The following is a 21,849-nucleotide window of genomic DNA, read 5'->3' as shown; positions in this document are numbered from 1 at the left end:
TTCGCTCGCAAGCTCGCTCATGAGCGCGCCCGGGCGACGCGGAGAGCGATCTCGCCTGCGGTCGGCTCGTCGAAGAACACGTCGACCGGTATGTCGACGCCGAAGCGCTCGCGGATCCGGGCGCTGAGCTGGATGGCCGTCAGCGAGTGGCCGCCGAGGTCGAACAGGTCTTCGTCCGGGCCGAGGTCGTCGAAGCCCAGCACCTCGCACCAGATCTCGAGCAGGCCGGCGAGTACCGGGTCGGACGCGTCGGCCTGCCCGAGCTGCTGCTCAGATTGCCCGGGCGGTGGCGGTGGCGGTGGCGGCGCGTCGCGGGTGATGACCGCGGCCGGCAGGGCGGCCCGGTCGACCTTCCCGTTGGGCGTGAGCGGCCAGGCGTCGAGGAAGGCGAACGCCGACGGGACCATGTACGCCGGCAGCAGCGCGCCGAGGTGCCGGCGCAGCTCCGCCGCGTCGTCGAACCCTGGTTCCGCGCGCAGCACGTGCGCGGTGAGCCGAGCCGGTCCACCCTCGTGCTCGACCGCTGAGACGATGGCCTGGATGACGGCCGGGTGCCCGGCGAGCGCCGTCTCGATCTCCCCGGGCTCGATGCGGTATCCGCTTACCTTCACCTGGTGGTCGACGCGGCCGAGGAAGAGCAGGCTGCCGTCCCCGCGGCGACGCGCGAGGTCCCCAGTCCGGTAGAGCCGGGTTCCAGGTGGGCCGAACGGGTCCGGCACGAAGCGGTCCGCGGTCAGGCCGGGCCGGCGCAGGTAGCCTTCGGCCAGGCCGCTGCCGCCGAGGTACAGCTCGCCCGCGACGCCGTCGGGCAGCAGCCCCAGGCGCTCGTCGAGGACGTAGGCGCGGTAGCCGGGCAGCGGGCGGCCGATCGGCTCGACTTCACCGCTCCCCTCCACCGGCGCGGTGGTGGCCCAGATCGTCGCCTCGGTCGGGCCGTAGCAGTTGACCAGCCGTTTGACCCGGCCGGACAGCTCGCGGCCGAGCTCGGGCGTGAGCGCCTCGCCGCCGGTGGCGGCGGTCAGATGCGGCGCCTCGAAGCCGGACTCCGTCAGCACCCGCCAGCCGGCCGGGGTGGCCTGGGCATGCGTGGCCGCCGAGGTGGCCAGCAGGCCGCACAGACCCGGGCCGTCCTTCGCCGCGCCGTCCGGAGCGAGGACACAGCGGCCGCCGGTGATGAGCGGTACGTATAGCTCGACGGCTGCGATGTCGAAGGAGAGCGAGGTGACGGCTAGCCAAACCGCGTCCGGGCCGGATTCGAGGAAATCGGCCATCGCCTTGAGCAGGCCGATCAGCGGCCGGTGGCCGACGCGCACGCCTTTGGGGCGCCCGGTGGAACCCGACGTGTAGATCACGTAGGCGGTCGCGTCGAGCGAGGGAGCGGGCAGGGCGGCGGCGAAGTCGTCGACTTCGGTTGTGCCGGGCGGGGCCGGCTCTAGCAGGACGCGTGCCGGAACGTGAGACGCGTCATCTTCGTCGCCGGACACAACCAGCACCGCCTGGCAGTCCTCGAGGACGAAGGCGATGCGGTCCGCCGGGTACTCCGGGTCGACCGGGACGTACGCAGCGCCCGCCTTGAGAATGCCGAGCAGGACCGGCAGCAGTTCGGACGTACGCGGCGTCGTCACGGCCACGAGATCGCTGGGACGCACACCGAGCGCCCGCAGCCGCCGCGCAGCGAGATCGGAGGCTGCCGAGAGCTGCCGGTACGTCAGGTCCTTGGATCCAACGGTGACGGCGATCGCGTCCGGGGTCGCCAGCGCCTGACGGTCCATCGCCTCAGGCAACGTCCGCGAGGGCGGCTCGGCGGGGGCCGGAGCGACGGCGTCGGCGAGCAGCGCGGCGCTTTCGGCCTCGGTGATCAGCGGCAGGTCGCCGATCGGGATCAGACTGGACACACCGCCGTCGAGCAGCGCGACGTAGTGGCTTGCGACCACGTCGATCCGGCCGGCGGCCCAGGCCGTGGCCGGATACTGCAGGATGAGCTCGGTCTGCTCGCCGCGGTCGACGACCTGCACGTTCAAGGTGTTGCGCGCAGTGCCGCAGAACACGGCCCAGTCGACCCGGGCGTCGACGTCGCCGAAGTCGGGCTCCTCCCCCGCCGCACGATAGCTCAGCGAGACCGCGGCCACGGCGCTGCGCGGAGAGAGCTTGCCGAGCAGACGAGCCGGCGGGATGTTGCGCACCCGGTACACCTCGCGAAGCCGGTCCGACGCGTGCTCGGCGCAGTTCGCGAACGGCAGCGCAGGATCGGGGTCGAAGGTGACCGGCAGCTCGTTGACGAACAGCCCGACGGCGCGCTCGGCCGTGCGCGGTCGGGTGGAGAGCTGGATGCTGAACTGCGGCCGGACGGCTCCGTATCGGCGCAGCAGCGCGGCCAACGCCGCAGCGTAGAGCTCGAACTTCGTCCGGCCGAGATCCGCCGCTGCGGCGCCGATCCGGTCACGCAGTCCGGCGTCGAGGACGACGCGGGCGCAAGCCCCGAGCGTGGGCAGGACGGACGGGCGCGGGCCGCCCGGGAGCGACGGGTGGCGCTCCTTCCAGTTCCGATAATCGGTCGGCAGGAACGCCGGCTCAGGCACGCCGCCGTCCACGGGCTCCGTGGCGCCCATCGGGCTCAACGCGACAGTGGCATCGCGGTAGCACCCAGCCAGGTCATGGACGAGCACGTCTTTGCTCATCCCGTCGAACACGGCGTGATGCGCGACGAACGCGATCCGGTAGCGCTCGGCCGTCACCCGCAGCACGTGGAAACGGGCGAGCGGACCCGCGGCCAGATCGAAGGGCTCGTCGAAGAGCCGTGCGGTAAGCGCTTCCAAATCGGAGGGTGACACGTCGGCGAGTGTCACCGGCGGTGGCGGGCCCGCCTCGACCTGCAGCCCGTCGCCGTCGGAGCGGAAGACCGAAGCGAGCGCCGGGTGCGCATCAGCCACGGCCCGGCACGCGCCGAGCAGCGCGTCCTCGCGCACCGGCCCGGCCAGATCCACGATGATCGGCATGTGGTAGAGCGTGCCGCAGTCCGAACTCTGCTCGGTGAGCCAGATCCCGTACTGGGCGGGCGTGGCGATGGTCAACGGAACTCCTGAACTCATACGGGGGAGCGATCAGCGCGGACGGTGGCGGACTGCTCGGCCTGCTCGCGCAGCAGCCGCTTGAGGACCTTGCCGGCCGGATTGCGCGGCAGTTCCTGCAGGAACAGGATGCGCTGCGGTACCGCGTGTGAGGCCACCTTCGGCGCCAGGAACGCACGCAGCTCCTCGGCGGTGACCTGCGGGCCGAGCACGACAGCGGCGGCCGGGACCATGCCGAGCACCGGGTGGCCGAGGCCGAACACAGCCGCATCGGTCACCGCGGGATGCTCATGCAAGGCGTTCTCCACCTGCAACGTGGAGACCTTGAACGCCCCGGTCTTGATGACGTCGCCGTCTCGGTCGACGAGGAAGAGGAAGCCGTCGTCGTCGAAATAGCCGAGGTCGCCCATGCGAATCCAGCGGCCGCGGAAAACTGCCCCATCGGTCACCTCGGCCCGATAGTAGGAGCGCGGCGAGACCGGCGAGCGCAGCCAGACCTCGCCGGTGGCGCCCGACCCGACCTCCGCGCCGTGCTCGTCGAGGATCCGAACCGCTCCGTCGACCGGGCGGCCGAGGGCCGCGGGGCGAGCCGGGTCGACAATCATCGAGGTGAAGGCGGGCGCCGCCTCCGTGGACGTGTAGGTGTTGATGACAGTTGCGGCGGGGAAGATCTTGGCCAGGCCGACCGCGAGAGCAGGCGGGAGCGGTGCGGCGGTGGAACCAACGAGCCGAACACCCGTCAGGTCGGCCCGGTCGGCTGCGTCCGACCCGACCAGCTCAGCGGCCATGGCCGGGACCAGGAAGACCGAACCGACCTGGTGCGCCTCCACGGCCCGAGCGAAGGAACGAGCCCGGAACTGCGGCGCGACCAGTGCCGCCGCGTGCGCGTTGAGCGCGTTGACCAGCATGGTCTGACCGGCGTTGGTGCCGATCGGGAACGCGTGCAGGAAGCGCTCGGAGTGCCGCAGCGGCTGACGCCGAGGGTCGAGCACGCAGCCATGCACCAGATTGGCGTGGTCGGCGAGCACGGCCTTGGGACGGCCGGTGGTGCCGGAGGTGTACAGGATCTGCGCCGGATGGCCGGGACCCCAGGAAGCGAACGGCTCGCCAGCGACCCCGGCGCGCCCGCCGGAGCCGTCGCCCACGACCCCGAACGGCTCGCCAGCGACCCCGGGGCGTCCGTCGGAACTGTCGCCCACGACCCCGAACGGCTCCTTAGCGACCCCGTAGCTCGCGTCGGGACTTTCGCCCGCGACCCCGAACGGCTCGTCAGCGACCCCATCGTTCCCGCCGGAACTGTCGCCCACGCCGCCGAATGGCTCACTCTCGACCCACCAAGGCCCGGCCGGCACGTCCAAGCGAGCGCCGCGCAGCACGCCCACGGGCTCGCAGTGCCCGAGCATATAAGCCGTCTCGGCCGGCGCCGCCCGCTCCGAGAGCGGGACGGCCACGCAGCCGGCCGCGAGCACACCGAGGAAGCAGAGCGCGTATTCGTCCCACTCGCGCGCGTCGAAGCGCAGCGCGATCCGGTCCCCCGGCCGAGCGCCGCGTTCCGCCAGTGCCGCGGCAAGGGTTCGCGCCCCGGCCCGCCAGCGTCCGAACTTGAGCGAGCCCCCGCCCAGCACCTGGACCGCGATCCGCTCCGGCTCCTGCCACGCCCGGATGTCCAGCAAGTGGGGAAGGGAATCCGGACGCTGTATTGCCCGTGCTGGCACGTTCCCCTCTTCCGCCACCGTCTCCGGCCCCCGCCGGCTCGCTGCAAGTGTGTCGCGCTCCGGTGGCCGATCGCTGGCCTCTGTTGTCAGCGGTGCGCTATACCGGTCTAGGCCGCGTCTTCAACCTAGCGTCGGATCAGGCCGTGGCGTCTGACGCGTGCACTCGCAAGCCGCCGGGTCAGGCGCGTACTCGCCCTCGCCTCGCTTCGCCTATAACCGATCCGTCAACGCGGCGAGCTGCGAGGCAGACCTCGCGGGCCCGGTCATAGTTCGAAGACGCCATCTAATGCTGCTTGGTGTTGGGCTGGTAGACCGCCTGATGTTCGGTTGGCTTGCGGGAGTTTCGGTTTGGGTTTTTTGTCTCTCCGAGGGGCCCTTCGCTCGGAGAGGGGGTTGCTGGTGGGTTGGGGTTTTCCGGGTGGGTGGGTGGGGTGCGGGGTGGTTCCTCTCCTCGCTCGGTCACCGGAGGACATCAGGAACCTGCCGGGGGTGCAAGCGGCGGTGGTTTGGGCTGGTGGGGTGGTTGTCGTTGCGCCGCTTGCGCCCCCGGCAGAACCCTGATCTGGCTGCGCCTGCCCGAGCGAGGAGAGGATCCACCCCTTCCGGGCCGGGTGTGCGCTGCGCTCGGGCCGGGCGACCGGTGCGGGTTTCCGCACGGGTCAGTGGGGGTCGGGGTGGTGGAGGGTGCGGTGGTGTTCGGCGCAGAGGGAGGTGAGGTTCGTCAGGGTCGTGGCCCCGCCTTCGGAGTAGGGGGTCAGGTGGTGGGCTTCGAGGGACCAGGGGAAGGGTCGGTCGCACCCGGCGTAGGTGCAGGTGCGGTCGCGTACGGCGAGGGCGGTGCGCTGGGCGGCGCTGGCCAGGCGGGCGTGCGGGTTCTGGTCGATCGGCTGCCCGTCGAGCAGGACGGGGCGGTGGTCGCGGTCGTGGTGCAGGATCCGGTGGCGCGCGTGATCCTCCAGCCATGCCGGATCATGCAGCCGTGCGCGATCGCGCAGCCGTGCGGAATCTCGCAGTGGTGCCAGGCCGGTCGGAGGTGTGCGGACGAGAGCGGCGAGGGGGATGACGTCGTCGTAGGCGCTCAGCGCGCATCCGTCCGGGATCCGGCCGCCACGAGCGCCGCCGGAGCGCTCCTCGAGGACCGTATCCGATGCCGGATCCCGCATCACCGCGATCGTGGGGCCCATGGTGCCCGATACCGGATCCGGCAGCACTGCGGTGGCGGGGGTGGCAGTGGCCGGTGTGTGATGATGCGTGCCCGCCGCTGCGTTCGCGGCGGCCGCAACGGTGGCCGGGGGCGCTACCGGATCCTGCGTCACTGCGGTGGCGGCTGTGCCGGCGGTGGCCGCTGCCGGATTATGCATCGGCCCGGAAGTGGTCGTCGGTTCCGCGTCGGTGTCTGTGTCCGGGAGGGGGGCGGTGAAGATGACGGGCGGGGTGAAGGCTGCTTGGCGTAGGCGGGGTGGTGCGTTGAGGCAGACTTTCGCGAGGTGGTAGAAGGCGTGGGCGGTGATCTGCTCGGTGGTTTTCACGTCTTCGGGCAGGATCTGGATGCCGTCGCGGCCGTTGACGCGCATCCAGTGCGCGGTCAGGGCCTCGAGCGCGGCTTTCACGACGGCGGCCCGGGCGGGGTCGAGCAGGATCTCGAAGCGCCACAGCCCGTTCTCGAGCCTCCACGATTCCGCTTTGCTGCGCTGCCGATGCCGCTCATGATCCGACTTGGCCTTGTCCGGGTCGAGCCGGTGCTCGAGTGCCCGGACGTGTCCGGCCGCGGCGCTGACCCCGTCCTGCTTCACCAGGTGCAGGATCGCGCTGGTCGCTGCGGCGGGGTCGATGCTGGTGTCTTTGCAGGCTTTGACGGTGCGGGCCAGCAGCCGGGTGGCGTCCGCCGTGAGCTCGCCGGCGGTCAGGTGTGGGGCGAGGTCCGGGACGCAGGCGAGGAGCCGGGCGTCTCGGGCCAGGGCGCGGGCGTGACCGGTGGCATAGCCCTGCCGTGCCGCGAGCCAGGGCCCGATCCCCCCGCGCGCCGCTTTGACCCGGTCCGCCTGCGCGAGCGCCTGCAGGTGCAGGCCGTGCGCGACCTGCTCGATCCGCCCGATCGCCGCCGCCAGCTCCAGGCTCGCCGCGGCCGCCTCCCGATCCTCCGGCCCCGCCGCGGCCAAGGCCTCCAGCTGCCGGGCCACACTCGCGCGCAGCACCACGGCCATCTGCTCGAGCCCTGCCACATCCGGCACCTCTAGCGCGTCCGCGATGTCCGTCATCGACCCCACCCACTCCCCCTAGCCACCCGTGTTCAACCTGCTACCTCAAGTATAAGACAGGGTTCCGACAAAAGACGCATATACGGCCACTCGTTCCCACACGAAAGAGGACGAATAATCCGCAACCCGGCAGCCACGCCACGCGTCTACAGGCAGAAGACAAACGAGCCCGCGCCACCCGGCCGGACCCCCGGCACAATCCCGCACGCACACGCCACCCATCCGCAGCAGCACCGACCGGCAGAAACCCGCACCGGCGCCCGGCCCGAGCGCAGCGCACACCCGGCCCGGAAGGGGTGGATCCTCTCCTCGCTCGGGCAGGCGCAGCCAGATCAGGGTTCTGCCGGGGGTGCAAGCGGCGCAACGACAACCACCCCACCAGCCCAAACCACCGCCGCTTGCACCCCCGGCAGGTTCCTGATGTCCTCCGGTGACCGAGCGAGGAGAGGAACCACCCCGCACCCCACCCACCCACCCGGAAAACCCCAACCCACCAGCGGCCCCCTCCCCGAGCGAAGGGCCCCTCGGAGAGACAAAAAACCCAAACCGAAGAGCCAGCCCACAAGCCCAACCAAACACCAGCCGATCGACGACCCGAGCATCAATCAGCATTAAGCTGCCGAAGGGACGAGCGTCTCTTTCACCTCGCTCAGCAGCAGGTCTTGTATCCCGCTCAGCAGCACCTCAGCCTGCTCACACGGCAGGCGCCGCGTGTCCGCGAGCAGCCGGGCGTACGACGATCCGCCCTCTGGCCAGACCTTCAGGAACATCAACCAATCCTGCTTGGCCCACGCCTCGCCCCAGCGCACCGGGGCCGGTTCGAGACCACGCACCTGCTGCTCGTCCGGGGCTGCGGCCGGTGGCCGGAAGTCGTTGAAGTAGGAGGTGAGCTCAAGCGCGTCGCCGCGCTCTTTGCCGACCTCGGCCACGGCGTCGCGCATGGCGGCGGGGTCGTAGTGGCCGTGGCGCGCCGCCGCTAGCAACGCGGCGTCGGCCTGAGCGGCTAGATCGACCAACTGCAGGCCAGCCGAGCGGAGGCAGATGAGGCCGTCCTGTGCGAAATTGCCGACCGCAGAGCGCTGCGCCGCGGAGACGCGGTTGCCCAGGATCACCTTCAGTGCGACCGGATCCTGTCCGGTGAACGCGGTGAGTCCGGCGACGAAGGCCGCCAGTACGACCGCGCCCGGGCTTCGGTGCCACCGGTCCGCGAGCCAGCGCGAGGCCAGGTCGACGGCGGGTCCGTCCAGCCACGCCTCCCGCCAGCGATCCGGCGCGTCGGTCGCGTCCGCCTCAGCCGGGGCCTGCGGCAGGAGACGGGTCGGCGCGTCGTCCAACAGCGCGCGCCACTGCCCAAGCGCCGCAGCGCCGCGGCGTTGCGCGGCGGGTCCAGCTTCGTACTCGGCTTGCTCGCGGGGGCTGCGCCCCTCCGGCTTGGGCGGCAGTCGCGAGGGATCGCGGCGGCGGTACGCGGCGAGTTTGCGCAGGTCGTCGATGAGGATGTCCACGCCGCCACCGTCGGTGACGAGGTGCGAGACGACCAGCCCGACGGCGTATATGAGGTCTGCGGAACCGACCGCGATCACGCGCAGCGGCGGGCCCGCTGCGAGATCGAAGCTCTCGCGGCGCTCGGCGGCGAGCAGCGAGCGTGCGGCGGCTTCCGCCTCCCCGCGCTCGGCCGGGAAATGCCGCACCCGGACGGTACCCGAACCGTGCAGGATCTGCCGGAGAGATCCGTCGGGCTGCGGCGTGAAAGCAGTGCGCAATGCCGGATGACGCGTCACCGCGTCGCGCAGCACGGCGCTGAGATCAACCGGCGTCAGACCGGAACCGAGAGTGAGCACGCGGTCCAGATTGAAATAGTGGTCATCGGGCGCGTACCACGCGATGGGTGCCCAGATGGCGGACTGTCCCCAGGTCGCGGGGCCGGACCAGCTCTCCAGGCCTCCATATTCGACCGTTATTTCAGAATACTGTTTCAACTGCCTGACCCTCCTCGACCGTCTCTTCCAGCGCCACGAGATGGTATTGTCCGGACCCGATTACGGTCTAGATCATCAGCGGTGGCAGATCGAGACCGGAAAACAGTACCCGTACCGCCCGAACGGGGAAGAGGAAGAAACGATGATGTCCGTCGTGTTCGGTCTGCTCGGCCCGGTCCGCGCCGCCGTGGACGGCCGGGACATCGTCATCAGCGCCCTGCGGCAGCGCGAGGTCTTCGCCGCGCTGCTGCTGCATCCCAACCGCAGCCTGCGCCCGGCCGAGCTGGCGGCGCTGGTGTGGTCGGACCGGCCGCCCGCGGCCTGGCGCGGCACGCTGCAGAGCCACGTGATGCGGCTGCGGCGCACGCTCGGCCCGGAGGCCGGGGCGCGGATCAGGACCACCCCCACCGGCTACGCCGTGCGCGTCGCCGAGGACGAACTCGACACGCTGGCGCTGGCCGCCCACCACGCGGTCGGCATCCAGGCGCTGGGCCGGCACGACTGGGAGACCGCGGCCGGCCGGTTCGCCGCGGCGCTGAGCCTGTTCCGGGGGGACCCGCTGGCCGACGTGGAGGGCCTGGCCGCCCGTTCCGGCCACCTCGCCCGCTTCGACGAGCTGCGGGTGCGCGCCGCCGAAGGCCGGATCGACGCGGATCTCGCGCTGGGCCGGCAGGCCGAGGTCATCGGCGAGCTGCGGGCCCTGGTCCACCGCCACCCGCTGCGCGAACGTCCGCACGCCCAGCTGATCGACGCCCTCGCCGGAGTGGGGCGGCGCGCGGAGGCGCTCGAGGTCTACCGGAGCCTGCGGGCCCGGATGATCGAAGAGCTCGGCATCGAGCCCGGCGAGGCGGCGCGGCAAGCCCATCTTCGCGCGTTGACCCACGCGCCGGTCCGCGTGGTGGAAACGGACCCCGGCAGGTATGCGCCCGACCTGCTGCCGCCGCTGTCCGCGCACTGGGTCGGCCGCGAGGCGGAACTGGCCGCCGTCTGCGCCGCGCTAGGGCACGCCGCGCACGCCGGCGGCACGCCGCTCATGGTGATCACCGGCAGCGGCGGCATCGGCAAGACGGCCCTCGCGGTGTCGGCGGCGCGGCAGTGCGCGACGCTGTTCCCGCACGGACGGCTCTTCCTACGCCTCGGCGCGGCCTCCGCCGAGCCGGTGCCGGCCGCCGAAGTGCCGAGGCTGTTGCTGGGTCAGCTCGGGTTCGCCGACTACGAAATGCCCCGGGACACGGCGCACCGCCAACGGCTGGTCGCCGACGTGCTCGCGCACCGCCGTGTCCTGGTCGTCCTCGACGAGGTCGACGACGGTGCGGCGCTGGTCCCGCTGATCCCTCGCAGCGGGGCCAGTGCCCTGATCGTGACCGGCCGCGCCGCGCCGCTGGCATACCTGCCCGGGCGCGTGCTGGGGCTGACCGGGCTCGACGACGCCGCCTCGCTGGCCCTGCTGCGAATGGCCGTCGGCGCCGCCCGCGTCGACCGGGAGCCCTGCGCGGCCGAAGCGATCGTCGAGGCCTGCGGGGGTCTGCCGCTCGCCCTGCGCATCGCGACCGCGCGGCTGGCCTCCCGGCCGGCCTGGGCCTTGTCCAAGTTCGCGGAGCGCCTGGCCGACCCGGAGAACCGGCTGCGCGAGTTGCGCCTCGGCGAGGTGTCCGTGCGCGCAGTCCTCGACGCCGGTCTGCGCGCGGCGGAACGCACCGCCCTCCCCGGCGCGGCCGCACCCGCGCGGATCCTGCGCCTGCTCGGCTCGATGCCGGCCCAGGACCTCGGCCTCGACGCCGTCTGCGCCCTGGCCGACGCCCCGCCTCAGCAGGTCGAGGACTCCCTCGAGGCGCTCGTCGACCACTATCTGGCCGAGTCTCCGGAGATCGGCGTGTACCGGCTGCGCGCCCTCCAGCACGCCTACGCCGCACAGCTTTCCGACGTACTCCATCCGGCTCGCTTGTAAGGCTGTCCGGGTGGATCTCTCCGCGCCCTTCGTGTGTCCGGGCGGGCGCCGCGGGCGCGGGCTGGGAGGCTGGCGGGCGACCCAACTGATCTTCGTGGAGGGCTTGTGGCGATGCATGTGCGCAGCTTCGCGTGCGCCGTTTCGGCGGTAGCGCTGTTGTCCGTGGCCGGTCCGGCCGCGGTGGCCAACGCGGGTACGGCCGACCCGTGCGATGCGAAACTCCTGGCCTACTTCAAGGCCGACGACGCGGTCCAGACCGCGCAGGAGAACCTGACCGCGGCTCAGCAGGCGCTGAACGGCGCCAATGGAGCCCAGAATGTGATGCAGAACGCGGACGCGGCCATCCGGGCGGCCATCCTGGCACTGCCTTGGACCAAGGCGTCCACCCCGGCTCAGCTCAACCTCGGCCAGGCCGTCCGTACCTACAAGTCCATCTACATCAAGGCCTTCTACAGCGGCCCGGCCGCCTCCGCCGAGAACCCCAGCGGCCCCGCGCAGAAGCTGGTCGACGCGGCGCAGAAGCTGGTCGACAACGCCAAGCTGGGTTCGGACCAGGGCACGAAGTCCGTCCTGAAGCGCGTGGCCCAGGGGGCGAGCGACCTGAAGGCGGCCTATCCGCTCTTCCTGAGCATCCCCGGCCGCAGGGCCGACGTCGCGCAGGCCCTGCAGCAGGCTGACAAGGTGCAGAGCACCGTCTCCGGCGCCCGCGGGGGCATCGAGAGCTGCCTGCAGAACGCCAAGCCCTGAGCGACGCCCGCTTGTCCGCACCCCGTCCATCGGCACCCCATCGATGAGGAAACCGGCGCCAACATGACCACGACTTCCCCCGCCAACCCTTCGGTCTCCACGCCCACGCGCGAGAACGTCTCGATGCGCATGCGCGAGCTCGTCTTCGGCGCGGCCTGCGCCGCTGCGGTGCGCGCGGCCGCCGAGCTGCGCATCGCCGACCATCTCGGCGACAAGCCGGCCACGGCGGACGAACTGGCCGCGGCCGTCGGCGTGCCGAGCGAGCCGCTGACCCGACTTCTCCGAGCCCTGACCTGCTACGGCGTCTTCACTGAGGACGGGAGCGGCCGGTTCGGGCACACCGAGATGTCCCGGCTGCTCCAGGAGGACTCGCCCGACAGCCTCCGCTACATCGCCCTGTGGTGCACCGAGCCGTGGACGTGGGAGGCCTGGCCGCACCTGGCCGACGCCGTGCGTTCCGGCCGGAGTGTGTTCCCCGAGGTGTTCGGCAAGGAGTTCTTCGCGTACCTGCACGACGGCGCCGGCGAGTCCGCCCGCGTGTTCGACAAGGCCATGACGCAGTCGAGCCGGCAGTCGGCCAACGACGTCGCGGCCTTCGTCGACCTCGCGGGGGCCGCCTCCGTGGTCGACATCGGCGGCGGCCAGGGCCACGTCCTGGCCGCCCTGCTGGAGCGGCATCCGCAGCTGCGCGGCACGTTGCTCGACCTCCCCGCCGTGGTGGCGAACGCCGACCCCCGCCTGCGCGAGGGCGGTGCGCTCTCCGCTCGCGCCGAGATCATCGCAGGGGACTGCCGCACCGCCATTCCGGTCGAGGCAGACCTCTACATCATCAAGAACGTCCTGGAGTGGGACGACGAGAGCACCCGCAGAACCCTGCGCAACATCGTCGAGGCGGCCCGCCCCGGCACCAGGGTCCTGGCGATCGAGAACCTCGTGGACGAGAGCCAGTCGATGAGGTTCACCACCGCCATGGACCTGATGCTGCTGATGAACGTCGGCGGCGCGAAGCACACCAAGGCGAGCCTGGCCGCCCTGATGACCGAGGCGGGCCTGCGCATCAAGGACGTCCGGCCGGTCAACCCGTACCTGCACGCCTTCGACAGCACGGTGTGACCGCCCGGACGGGCCGTCAGATCTTGATCGCGCGGTCCCAGCGGTAGAACTCGCGGGCCATCGCGTCTTTAGGTTCCTGCCAGGTCGCCGGGTCGTACGCGGAGACGTAGGCGGCCAGCTGCTGGCTGACGGCCCGGAAGTCCGGGTGGTCCTTCGCCTTGGCCACCTCCGGGCCGGGCGGCCGCTCGGCCTCGATCAGGTGCAGGTACAGGTCGCCGAACTGGAACAGGCTGCGGCTGGTCACGCCGACGAGGGCGGGCAGCTCGCCGCGGTCGGAGTCGGCGAAGGCGTCGGCGATGTCCGGGGCCGAGTCCGGCTTCATCCGGGCGACGATCAAAGCGCGGTGCATGGATGGGTCCTTTCCTCACGAAGGGACCGCCGAGCCGACCGGCCTGAGGTGGCCCGGTCGGCTCGGCGGGACGGCAGCACGGCTGCGGCAAGAGGCAGCGCGCTCAGCCGGACACGCGCGCGGGCGCCGGCTTCTGGGCGGCCCGGACGTGCGCGGCTTCGACCTTGTCCCGGATCAGCTCCATCTGGATCCGGGAGTTGCGGTTGATGTGGGCGGTCATCTTCTCGTCGTCCACCGGGGCGGTGGGCTTCATCGCGAAGTCCTGCACCCACTGCATCTGCGTGCCTTCCGGCACCTGCTGGTAGTGCCAGGCGATGTCCATGTGCTCGAACGGCCCGGTCTCCACCCGGCGGGCCCGCACCGTCAGGGCACTGCGATCCGCCTCCCGCTCGGACACCCAGGTCCACACCTGCCCGTTCTCGTCCGGGTGCATCGTGAGCCGGAAAGTGACCTTGTCTCCCTGCCGGTCGAGCACCTCGACCGAGGCGTACTCGCTGAAGAGCTCCGGCCACCGCTCGAGGTCGTTGGTCAGATCCCAGGTGAGGTCGAGCGGGGCCGCGATGACGATCGTGTTGTCGGTGTGTCCGGGCATGTCAGGCTCCCGCGGTGATGCGGTCGTTGACGAGCGCCAGCAGGGCGCCCGGGGACTTGTGCGCCGAGGGTTCGCCGTCGATGGAGCAGCCGTAGCGGTTCTCCAGCTCGGAGATCACCCCGAGCAGGCCGAGCGAGTCGAGCCCGAACTCGCCGAAGGCCGACTCCGGCCGGTCGGCCAGGTCCTCGGGCGCGACCGGCGTGCCCGCGCGGCTCTTCATCAGGGAGGCGAGATCTTCATAGGTCATGGGGCCGTTCATCACAGGTCTCTCCTTAGCGGAAGTGGGGAACTCCGGACGGGTGCCGTGCCGGTCGTAGCCGGTCAGAGCCGGTAGCCGCCGGCGCGGCGCAGCACCAGGGCCGAGTTGTGGCCCATCAGGCCCCGGCTCAGGACCAGGGCGGTGCGGATCGGCGAGCTGCGCGCGCTGCCGGTCACCAGGTCGAGGTCGTGCTCGGCCGTGGTGATGTTGGGCGTGGCCGGGATCACGCCGTGTTCGAGGGCGAGCACGGCCGCGGCCACATCCAGCGTCGAGGCGGCCGAGTACGCCCGTCCGAAGCCGGTCTTGGGCGCCGTCACCGGGACCTGCGCGGCCCGGGCGCCGAGGGCGTCGTGCAGCGCGAGCGCTTCGGCCCGGTCCGCGGCCGGCACGCCCAGGGCGTCGGCGAAAACTACGTCGACCTCCTCGGGCGAGGCGCCCGCCTCGTCCAGCGCGCCCTGGATCGCCCGGGCCAGCCCGGATCGGGACTGCTCCCAGTCCCGGGTGCCGCTGAAAGTGGCGGCGTGCCCGGCGACCTCGGCCCGGATCTCCGCGCCGCGGGCGCGGGCGGCGTGCTCGGACTCCAGCGTGAGCATCGCGCCGCCCTCGGCCGGCGAGAAACCGCAGGCGTCCCCGGTGAACGGGAGGTAGGCCCGTTGCGGGTCCTCGGCGAGGCTGAGCTCGGGGTAGCCGAGCTGGCAGACCACCGAATACGGGGCCAGCGGCGCCTCGGTGGCGCCGGTGAGGACGGCGTCAGTACCCTGCCGGATGGCCCGGCAGGCGTGCCCGAAGACGTCGAGTCCGCCCGCCTCGTCGTTGACGAGCACGGCGCACGGCCCGCGGAAGCCGCCGCGGATGGAGAGCTGGCCGGTGCTGGCGGCGTAGAACCAGGCGATCGACTGGTAGGGCCCGACGAACTGCGGTCCCTCGCCCCACAGCCGCTGCAGCTCGCCCTGCCCGAACTCGCCGCCGCCGGAGCCAGCGGCCGTCGCCACCCCGATGGCGTACGGGTTCTCCGGGTCGGCCTGCAGCCGGGCGTCCTCCAGGGCGAGGTCGGCCGCGGCCATCGCGAAGTGGGTGAAGCGGTCGGTCTGGACCAGATAGCGGCTCTCGATCAGGGCTTGCGCGTCGAAGCCCTCGACTTCGCCGGCGACCCGCAGCGGCAGATCGGTGCAGCCCTCGCGGGTCACCGGGCCGAGCACGCAGGCGCCGCCGAGAAGCGCCTTCCAGAACCGCTCGGTGCCGATGCCGTTGGGCGCGATCACGCCCAGGCCGGTCACCACGGCCGGGCGGGCGGGCGGATCCGTCTTGCGCTTCACCGTAGCCTCCGATCGGCGTCGGCGAGGACCACCGCCGATTGGAAGCCGCCGAACCCGCTGCCGACCGACAGGACGGTGCGCAGCCGGCAGGCCCGCGCGGTCCGCGGCACGTAGTCGAGGTCGCATTCCGGATCAGGGGTCTGATAGTTGGCGGTCGGCGGCACCACGCCGTTCGCCATCGCCAGGGCGCAGGCGACGAGTTCGACGGCGCCGATCGCGCCGAGGGAGTGCCCGATCATCGACTTGATCGAGCTCATCGGTATCTCGTAGGCGCGCCCGCCCAGCGAGCGCTTGACCGCCGCCGTCTCGTGCCGGTCGTTCTGCTTGGTGCCCGAGCCGTGCGCGTTGACGTAGTCGACCTCTGACGGGTCGATCCGCGCCTGTTCCAGCGCGCGGTCGATGGACTCGGACATCTCCAGCCCCTCCGTCGTCAGCCCCGTCATGTGGTACGCGTTGCCGCGCGTCGCGAAACCGCCGATCTCGCAGTAGATCCGGGCGCCCCGGGCGCGGGCGTGCTCCCACTCCTCGAGCACGAGCACCCCGGCGCCCTCGCCGAGCACGAACCCGTCGCGTTCCGCGTCGAAGGGGCGCGAGGCGTGCTCCGGGTCGTCGTTGCGGGCCGAGGTCGCCTTGATGGCGTCGAAGCAGGCCACGGTGATCGGGGATATCGGCGATTCCGAAGCGCCGGCCACGATGACCTCGGCCTTGCCCTCGGAGATCAGCTGGAAGGCGTAGCCGACGGCGTCCAGACCGGAGGTGCAGCCGGTCGAGACCGTCTCGACCGGTCCGCGGGCGCACAGGTCCTCGGCCACCTCGGAGGCCAGGACGCTGGGTGAGAACGCGCGGTGCAGATGCGGCGCGGCCTCGCGGTGGTCCACGTCCCAGCGGCTGCCGGCCGCGCTGACGGCCACGTAGTCCCGCTCCAGCCGGGTGGTGCCGCCGACGGCCGTGCCGAGGGAGACGCCGAGCCGCCAGGGGTCCTCGCGCGCGAGCTCGATGCCGGAGTCCCGGACCGCTTCGGCGGCGGCGACGAGGGCGAACTGTACGTACCGGTCCGCGCGCTCGGCGCGGACCGGGTCGAGTCCGCAGGCCAGGCCGTCGAAGTCGCACTCGGCGGCTATTCGGGAGCGGAAGCCCGCGGGGTCGAACAGCGTGATCCCGCGGGTCGCGGTCCGGCCCGAGGTCAGCAGGTCCCAGAAGGCGGTGATGCCGACGCCGCCGGGGGCCACCGCGCCCAGGCCGGTGACGGCCACCCGCCGGTTCACCGCCGTGCTCCCGCCAGGTCGGGCGGTCCGGCCGGCTCGGCGCCGGCCGCGTCCTCGGTGTCGACGTGGCCGAGCTCGGGACGCGGCGCCAGCGGACCGAGGTGGAAGACCATCCGGGCCTCGGTGTCCCCGACGTTGCGGAAGCGGTGGCGCATGTTGATCGGCACCATCAGGCCCTGGTCCGGGCGCAGCTTGTGGGCGACCCCGTCGAGGTCCACCTCGACGTCGCCGCAGACGAGGAAGACGAACTCCTCGGAGTAGGGGTGGTAGTGCTCGGCGATCCGCTCCCCCGGCGGGATCAGGGCGAGGCCCATGAACCCGCTGGTGGCCCCCACGGTCTTGGGTGTGAGGATGGCCCGCAGGTCGCCGCCGCGCCTGCGGTTCGGTTCCGTCTCGTCGAGGTCCACGATGCGCACTGATGGCTGAGCGGTCATTGATCTCTCCATTGGCTGGGGAAGGGTGGCGTCGTGACGGCGGCTCAGGCGTCCTGCGCCCGGCGGTCGGTGACCGGATCCATGCGGCAGCCCTCGAGGAAGCGCTCGATCCCGGGCAGCGACCGCAGGTCGGTGCCCGCCTCCGGATCCAGCTGCCGGGACAGCTCCTCGGCCGCGGCGCCAAGCCCGAAGCCCGCGGCCGATTCGACCGCCTCGTGCTGAGCGCAGTTCAGATCGACCAGCCGGACGAGCGTGTCGTCGCGCAGGAACATCGTGGTCCCGATCAGAGCGCGTCCGGGATCGGCGACCGCCGCTTCGTCGTGTTCGGCGAGCAGCCGCGCGACCTCGGCTCCGCAGCCCGGGCGCACCGGATAGAGGTAGGCGTGGCGGACCGCGCCATCGACCCCGTCGGCCGACTTGCCGACGTGCTGCACGGCGGGCAGCGCGGCCCGGGCGAAGAACGCGCGCGCGGACGACGGGTCGTCCAGGTCGCGCGCCTCCTCCAGGTAGGGGTTGATCGCCTGCTCGACCGCCCTGATCTCGGGCTGGACCGCGACGTGGCGCAGGGCGTTGCCCAGGTCGCCCTCCACCTCGACGGCCCGCACGACCCGGTTGCCGCGCATGAACAGCGAGGTGCGCCGCAGCCGGGTGGTGTCGTCGACGCGCGCCTGCGGCGACCGGTAGTCGGCCAGGAAGCCGGCCACGGCCTGCTCGCTTCCGGGCTTGACCGTGAAGGTCAGGGCGTGCCGGACGACGCCGCCGCGGGAGAGCGGCGGTACCGGGATGGGATCGGTCCCGCCGGCCGGCGGCCGATCGCCCGTCATCGACCGGGTGGGGACGGTGGCGGGCGCGGCGGGCGCCGGGACGGTGCCGCGCAGCGCGGTCGCGCCGCCCTCGGGGGTCTCCCGGGCGATCAGGAACCGCAGCGAGCGGGTCTCGCTCACACAGACGTGCAGCGGTTCGACCACGGCGCGGTGCTCTTCGCTCTCGACCCAGTTCAGGAAGGGCTCGGCGCTCTCCCACTCGCTGGTGATCAGCCACTGCGAGGCGTTGCCGAGGGACTGGCACAGCTGGTCGCTGATATGACCGGCCACATCGGCCACCTGCAGCCGGATCTGGTCGTAGGCGGCGAGGAACTTCTGCTCGTGCCCGTCCAGGACGTCGAGCAGCAGCACCACCCGCAGCCGCGAGGTCGCGGCGTCCGGGCCGGGGGTCTGGGTCTGGGTCTCGTACACGGTCGACAAGGTCGCTTCTTCCTCTCGAGCGGCGGTCCGGCGGCGCGGCGGCGGGATCGCCGCGCCTCACGGCCCCGCGATTCCGGCGATCCGAGCCGAGGCCGTGGGTTTCGACGTACTGGATCATCTGAACTCGATGCTCACCTGACGGCATCACGGATGCGCGTTGCGTGAGCCAGATGAGTGAGGATCGGCTCAAGCAGGGCTCTGCGGGGAATGCACGGTGCAGGCGGAGACGCGCTCGGACGGCCGGGGGGCGACGGCCGAGCGCGGCAGCCGCGAACCCCCTGACCACCGGCTTGGAGAGGTCCATGGCATCGAAGGAAGCAGAGCGTGTTCCCGTCCTGATCGTGGGCGGTTCCCTGGTGGGGCTGTCCGCCTCGTTGTTCCTCGGCCGGCTCGGCATCGAGCACCTGCTGGTGGAGCGGCACGCCGGGACCTCGCATCATCCCCGCGGGCGCGGCAACAACGTGCGCACGATGGAGCTCTACCGGGGCGCCGGAGTGGAGCAACTGATCCGTGACGCGGCGTCAGTTCTGGCCGAGAACCACGGAATCCTGCAGGCGGGCTCGCTGACCGGGCCCGATCAGGAGTGGCTCTTCCGCCAGATCGACCCGGGCGGCGCACTCTCCCGGCTGAGCCCGTCGGGCTGGTGCCTGTGCAGCCAGAACGACCTGGAGCCGGTGCTGCTCGACGCCGCCCTGGTGCAGGGCGCGGACATCCACTTCGGGACCGAGCTGGTCTCCTTCGAGGAGCACGGGCAGGGCGTGACCGCGCAGATCCGGATCCGGGAGACCGGGCAGACCCGGACGGTCGAGGCGGACTACCTGGTCGCCGCGGACGGGCCGCGCAGCCCGGTCCGGGAGCGGCTCGGCATCGGCCACACCGGCAAGGGCGACCTGTTCCACAACGTCAGCGTGACCTTCAAGGCCAAGCAGCTCGCCGACGTCGTGGGCGATCGGCGGTTCATCGTCTGCTATCTGACGAACCCGCAGAGCGAGGGCGCGCTGCTGCCGGTCGACAACCAGGAGAACTGGGTGTTCCACGCGCCGTGGCGGCCGAACGACGGCGAGACCCTCGAGGACTTCACCGACGAGCGCTGTGCGGAGCTGATCCGCACCGCCACCGGCGTGCCGGACCTGGAGGTCGAGATCACCGGCAAGGCGCCGTGGCACGCGGCGGAGCGGATCGCCGAGCGCTACGGCACCGACCGGGTCTTCCTCGTCGGGGACTCGGCCCACGAGATGTCCCCCACCGGCGCGTTCGGTTCGAACACCGGCATCCAGGACGCCCACAACCTCGCCTGGAAGCTCGCCGCGGTGCTGGAGGGCTGGGCCGGCCCGGCGCTGCTGCGCACCTACGAGGCCGAGCGCAGGCCCGTCGCGCTGGCGACCGCGGAGCGCGCCTCGGCCCGCTCGGCGGAGCATCAGCACCCCGGGTACGAGGTCAGCCCGGGCACCGGCCGGCAGCCCGGCATGCTCGCCATCGTGTTCGGCTACCGCTACGCCTCCAGCGCGGTCTGCGGCGCCCCCAAGGACGCGGAGGCCGTCCCACAGGACTTCCGGCCCAGTGCCGAGCCCGGACGTCGCGCGCCGCACATGTGGCTGCTGCGCCAGGGCGTCCGGGTCTCCACCCTCGACCTGTACGAGAAGAACCCGGTGCTGCTGACCGGGCCCGAGGGCGGCGACTGGCATGCGGCCGGCCTGCGCCTGGCGGCCGCGGCGGGCGTCCCGCTGGACTGCTACCGGGTCGGTCCCGGCAGCGGCGACGACCTGGTCCCCGAGGCCGAGGACGCCGACTGGGCGCAGCTGCACGGCGTGGCCGCCGACGGCGCGGTCCTAGTGCGTCCGGACGGCTTCGTGGCCTGGCGGTCGCACGGCTCCTCGGCCGAGCCCGGCCGGGTCCTGGCGGAGGCGCTGGAGAAGGTTCTCAGCCTTCGCTGACACTCCCCCTCGACGGTGCTCGCGGCGGCGGGCGGACGGCTTCGGCCCTCCGCCCGCCGCCGCGTTTTCCGGGCGTGGCACGCGGTCCGACGCTCTGCGCGCGCCCAGGCGAGTGAAACTATCTGATACTCCGTCAGTCATTCAGCGCATCTTCTGATGACTAGTCAGAAAGTTCGGGAAACAGCTTCTCGACCCGCCTCGGCCGCGCGGAGTACCGCGACGGCAGGCTCTAAGAGAAGAGGAACCCCATCACCATGCTGGCCTCCCGTATCGCCGCCCTCACCTTCGTCACCGGTACGCTGGTCGCCGCCGCGAGCCCGGCGTTCGCCGCCGCCGACCCCGGCACCAACCCGCCGCCCGTCGCCCCGGGCAGCAGCATCTGGATCACCGACGGCTTCACCGACTCGTTCTGCCCGAGCACCGACGCCTCGGCGGTGGCCAAGTCCGACGGCTTCAAGGGCGCGATCACGCTGACCCGCAGCGCCGGCTTCAAGGGTCTGTCCGGCAGGGGCATGTCGGTGGACACCCCCGGCTCGTACACCGTCTCGATCACCTGCGCGAGCGGCAAGACCTCCGCCGCGGACATGCAGACCCTGGTCGTCTCGCCCAAGGGCGCGGCCCACACCGGTGACGGCGCCTCCCTCCTCGGCGGCGGCACCGACACCGCCGGCCTGGCCCTGCTGGGCGGCGCGCTGGCCCTCGGTGTGGTGGCCACCCGCCGCAAGGCCAAGACCGAGCGCTAGAGAGGCGAGGGCGGCACCCCCGTCCCGCCCCTGACGGCTCGCGCCCGGGCACGGTCACCCCGTGCCGGGGCGCGCCCGCCGACCCCCTGACGCTCCTCGCACCACAGCACGACCCGAACGAGACGACCGAAGGCCGGGAGATCCCGATGGCGCACAAGGACGGCGACGTCCGCGGCAACAAACTGCTCTACGTGGCCGCGGCGGTCCTCGCCGTCGCGGCGTTCTTCAAGCTCGACCACGCGAGCGCCGCGTCCGGGCCGCCGCAGCCCAAGGCGACCGTCCTGGGCAGCCTGGCCCCGGCCGCCGTCAAGCCCGTCGTGCCGCTCCCGACGCTGGGCCGCTCCGTGCCGACCCACATCGACATCGACGCCGTGAACGTGCACGCCGACATCATCACCGTCGGCGTCAACAAGGACGACACCGTCGGCACGCCGCCGCTGAGCAACGCCAAGGTGGCCGCCTGGTACAACGGCAGCCCGACGCCGGGCCAGGTGGGCGCGTCGATCATCGACGCGCACGTGGACTCGTCGCTGATGGCGGATTACCGCGGCGCGTTCTACTACCTCGGCCTGGCCAAGCCCGGCATGGAGATCGACGTCACGCGTTCGGACCACAGCGTCGCCGTCTTCATCGTCGACGAGGTCCAGGACGCGCTCAAGGCGGATTTCCCGACCGACAAGGTGTACGCGGCCACGCCCTACCCCGGGCTGCGCCTGATCACCTGCGGCGGCGACTTCGACCCGAAGACCAAGGAATACCTCGGCAACACGATCGTCTACGCCCACATGACCGCCAAGCGCGTTTTTCCGCACAACGCTAGTTGACATAACCCAGTGATCAATCTGACCGTAGGCTGATCAGCCCATACGCGAAATCTCCGCCACG

The 21,849-nt window shown here is 71.9% G+C and carries 17 protein-coding genes; 6 read left to right on the top strand and 11 right to left on the bottom strand.

Annotation, left to right across the window (positions count from 1 at the left end):
• Nucleotides 1–17 precede the first annotated feature (17 nt).
• The 4 genes from ACTRO_RS01270 to ACTRO_RS01255 all read right to left on the bottom strand — a co-directional run bounded on the left by ACTRO_RS01270 (nt 18) and on the right by ACTRO_RS01255 (nt 9,020).
• Complete coding sequence (locus ACTRO_RS01270) at nt 18–3,071, bottom strand: non-ribosomal peptide synthetase (RefSeq protein WP_169739786.1); 3,054 nt, start codon at nt 3,069–3,071, stop codon at nt 18–20.
• Between the two features lie 14 nt (nt 3,072–3,085).
• Nucleotides 3,086–4,741: a class I adenylate-forming enzyme family protein gene (locus tag ACTRO_RS01265; RefSeq protein ID WP_211244034.1), complete on the bottom strand. Its 1,656-nt coding sequence runs from the start codon at nt 4,739–4,741 to the stop codon at nt 3,086–3,088.
• A gap of 701 nt (nt 4,742–5,442) precedes the next feature.
• Nucleotides 5,443–7,041, bottom strand: coding sequence for an HNH endonuclease (locus ACTRO_RS01260; RefSeq protein WP_034260588.1), 1,599 nt, complete (start codon nt 7,039–7,041; stop codon nt 5,443–5,445).
• 611 nt (nt 7,042–7,652) lie between these two features.
• Nucleotides 7,653–9,020 carry a condensation domain-containing protein gene (locus tag ACTRO_RS01255; RefSeq protein ID WP_169739785.1) on the bottom strand — a complete coding sequence of 456 codons (1,368 nt, stop codon included), beginning with the start codon at nt 9,018–9,020 and terminating at the stop codon, nt 7,653–7,655.
• Nucleotides 9,021–9,162: 142 nt separating this feature from the next.
• Here ACTRO_RS01255 and ACTRO_RS01250 point away from each other — a divergent pair, with 142 nt between their 5' ends.
• The 3 genes from ACTRO_RS01250 to ACTRO_RS01240 all read left to right on the top strand — a co-directional run bounded on the left by ACTRO_RS01250 (nt 9,163) and on the right by ACTRO_RS01240 (nt 12,828).
• Complete coding sequence (locus tag ACTRO_RS01250) at nt 9,163–10,968, top strand: AfsR/SARP family transcriptional regulator (RefSeq protein ID WP_051450116.1); 1,806 nt, start codon at nt 9,163–9,165, stop codon at nt 10,966–10,968.
• 105 nt (nt 10,969–11,073) lie between these two features.
• Nucleotides 11,074–11,715: a hypothetical protein gene (locus ACTRO_RS01245; protein ID WP_157435630.1), complete on the top strand. Its 642-nt coding sequence runs from the start codon at nt 11,074–11,076 to the stop codon at nt 11,713–11,715.
• Nucleotides 11,716–11,778: 63 nt separating this feature from the next.
• Entirely contained in the window at nt 11,779–12,828 is a 1,050-nt protein-coding gene (locus ACTRO_RS01240) for a methyltransferase (protein ID WP_034260581.1), read from the top strand.
• A 16-nt stretch (nt 12,829–12,844) separates the two neighbouring features.
• Here ACTRO_RS01240 and ACTRO_RS01235 read toward each other — a convergent pair whose 3' ends face one another.
• The 7 genes from ACTRO_RS01235 to ACTRO_RS01205 all read right to left on the bottom strand — a co-directional run bounded on the left by ACTRO_RS01235 (nt 12,845) and on the right by ACTRO_RS01205 (nt 18,287).
• A complete protein-coding gene (locus tag ACTRO_RS01235; RefSeq protein WP_034260579.1) occupies nt 12,845–13,177 on the bottom strand; it encodes a TcmI family type II polyketide cyclase in 333 nt (110 codons plus the stop codon).
• Nucleotides 13,178–13,280: 103 nt separating this feature from the next.
• Nucleotides 13,281–13,769, bottom strand: a complete 489-nt coding sequence (locus ACTRO_RS01230; RefSeq protein ID WP_034260577.1) for an SRPBCC family protein — start codon at nt 13,767–13,769, stop codon at nt 13,281–13,283.
• 1 nt (nt 13,770) lies between these two features.
• The gene (locus tag ACTRO_RS01225) at nt 13,771–14,028 is read right to left on the bottom strand and encodes an acyl carrier protein (protein WP_034260576.1); all 258 of its coding nucleotides are present in this window, start codon (nt 14,026–14,028) and stop codon (nt 13,771–13,773) included.
• Nucleotides 14,029–14,090: 62 nt separating this feature from the next.
• Nucleotides 14,091–15,344: a beta-ketoacyl synthase N-terminal-like domain-containing protein gene (locus ACTRO_RS01220; RefSeq protein WP_034260574.1), complete on the bottom strand. Its 1,254-nt coding sequence runs from the start codon at nt 15,342–15,344 to the stop codon at nt 14,091–14,093.
• On the bottom strand, nt 15,341–16,609 hold the full coding sequence (locus ACTRO_RS01215; RefSeq protein WP_034260572.1) for a beta-ketoacyl-[acyl-carrier-protein] synthase family protein: 1,269 nt from the start codon (nt 16,607–16,609) through the stop codon (nt 15,341–15,343). The genes ACTRO_RS01220 and ACTRO_RS01215 overlap by 4 nt, the downstream gene beginning before the upstream one ends.
• Nucleotides 16,606–17,043 carry a cupin domain-containing protein gene (locus tag ACTRO_RS01210; protein WP_034260570.1) on the bottom strand — a complete coding sequence of 146 codons (438 nt, stop codon included), beginning with the start codon at nt 17,041–17,043 and terminating at the stop codon, nt 16,606–16,608. Before ACTRO_RS01210 ends, ACTRO_RS01215 begins: the two co-directional genes overlap by 4 nt.
• A gap of 44 nt (nt 17,044–17,087) precedes the next feature.
• A complete protein-coding gene (locus ACTRO_RS01205) occupies nt 17,088–18,287 on the bottom strand; it encodes a SchA/CurD-like domain-containing protein (RefSeq protein WP_034260568.1) in 1,200 nt (399 codons plus the stop codon).
• A gap of 302 nt (nt 18,288–18,589) precedes the next feature.
• Between ACTRO_RS01205 and ACTRO_RS01200 the strand changes: the two genes are divergently transcribed.
• From ACTRO_RS01200 to ACTRO_RS01190, 3 genes are all read left to right on the top strand, one after another.
• Nucleotides 18,590–20,221 (top strand): FAD-dependent oxidoreductase, encoded by a 1,632-nt coding sequence (locus ACTRO_RS01200; RefSeq protein WP_034260566.1) that lies wholly within the window; start codon nt 18,590–18,592, stop codon nt 20,219–20,221.
• Nucleotides 20,222–20,475: 254 nt separating this feature from the next.
• On the top strand, nt 20,476–20,964 hold the full coding sequence (locus ACTRO_RS01195; protein WP_034260563.1) for a hypothetical protein: 489 nt from the start codon (nt 20,476–20,478) through the stop codon (nt 20,962–20,964).
• A 146-nt stretch (nt 20,965–21,110) separates the two neighbouring features.
• Nucleotides 21,111–21,788, top strand: a complete 678-nt coding sequence (locus ACTRO_RS01190) for a class F sortase (protein WP_051450115.1) — start codon at nt 21,111–21,113, stop codon at nt 21,786–21,788.
• Nucleotides 21,789–21,849: the final 61 nt, after the last annotated feature.

This window comes from Actinospica robiniae DSM 44927, assembly GCF_000504285.1.
Classification (GTDB): Bacteria; Actinomycetota; Actinomycetes; order Streptomycetales; family Catenulisporaceae; genus Actinospica; species Actinospica robiniae.
This window is presented reverse-complemented; position numbering and strand designations above follow the sequence as displayed.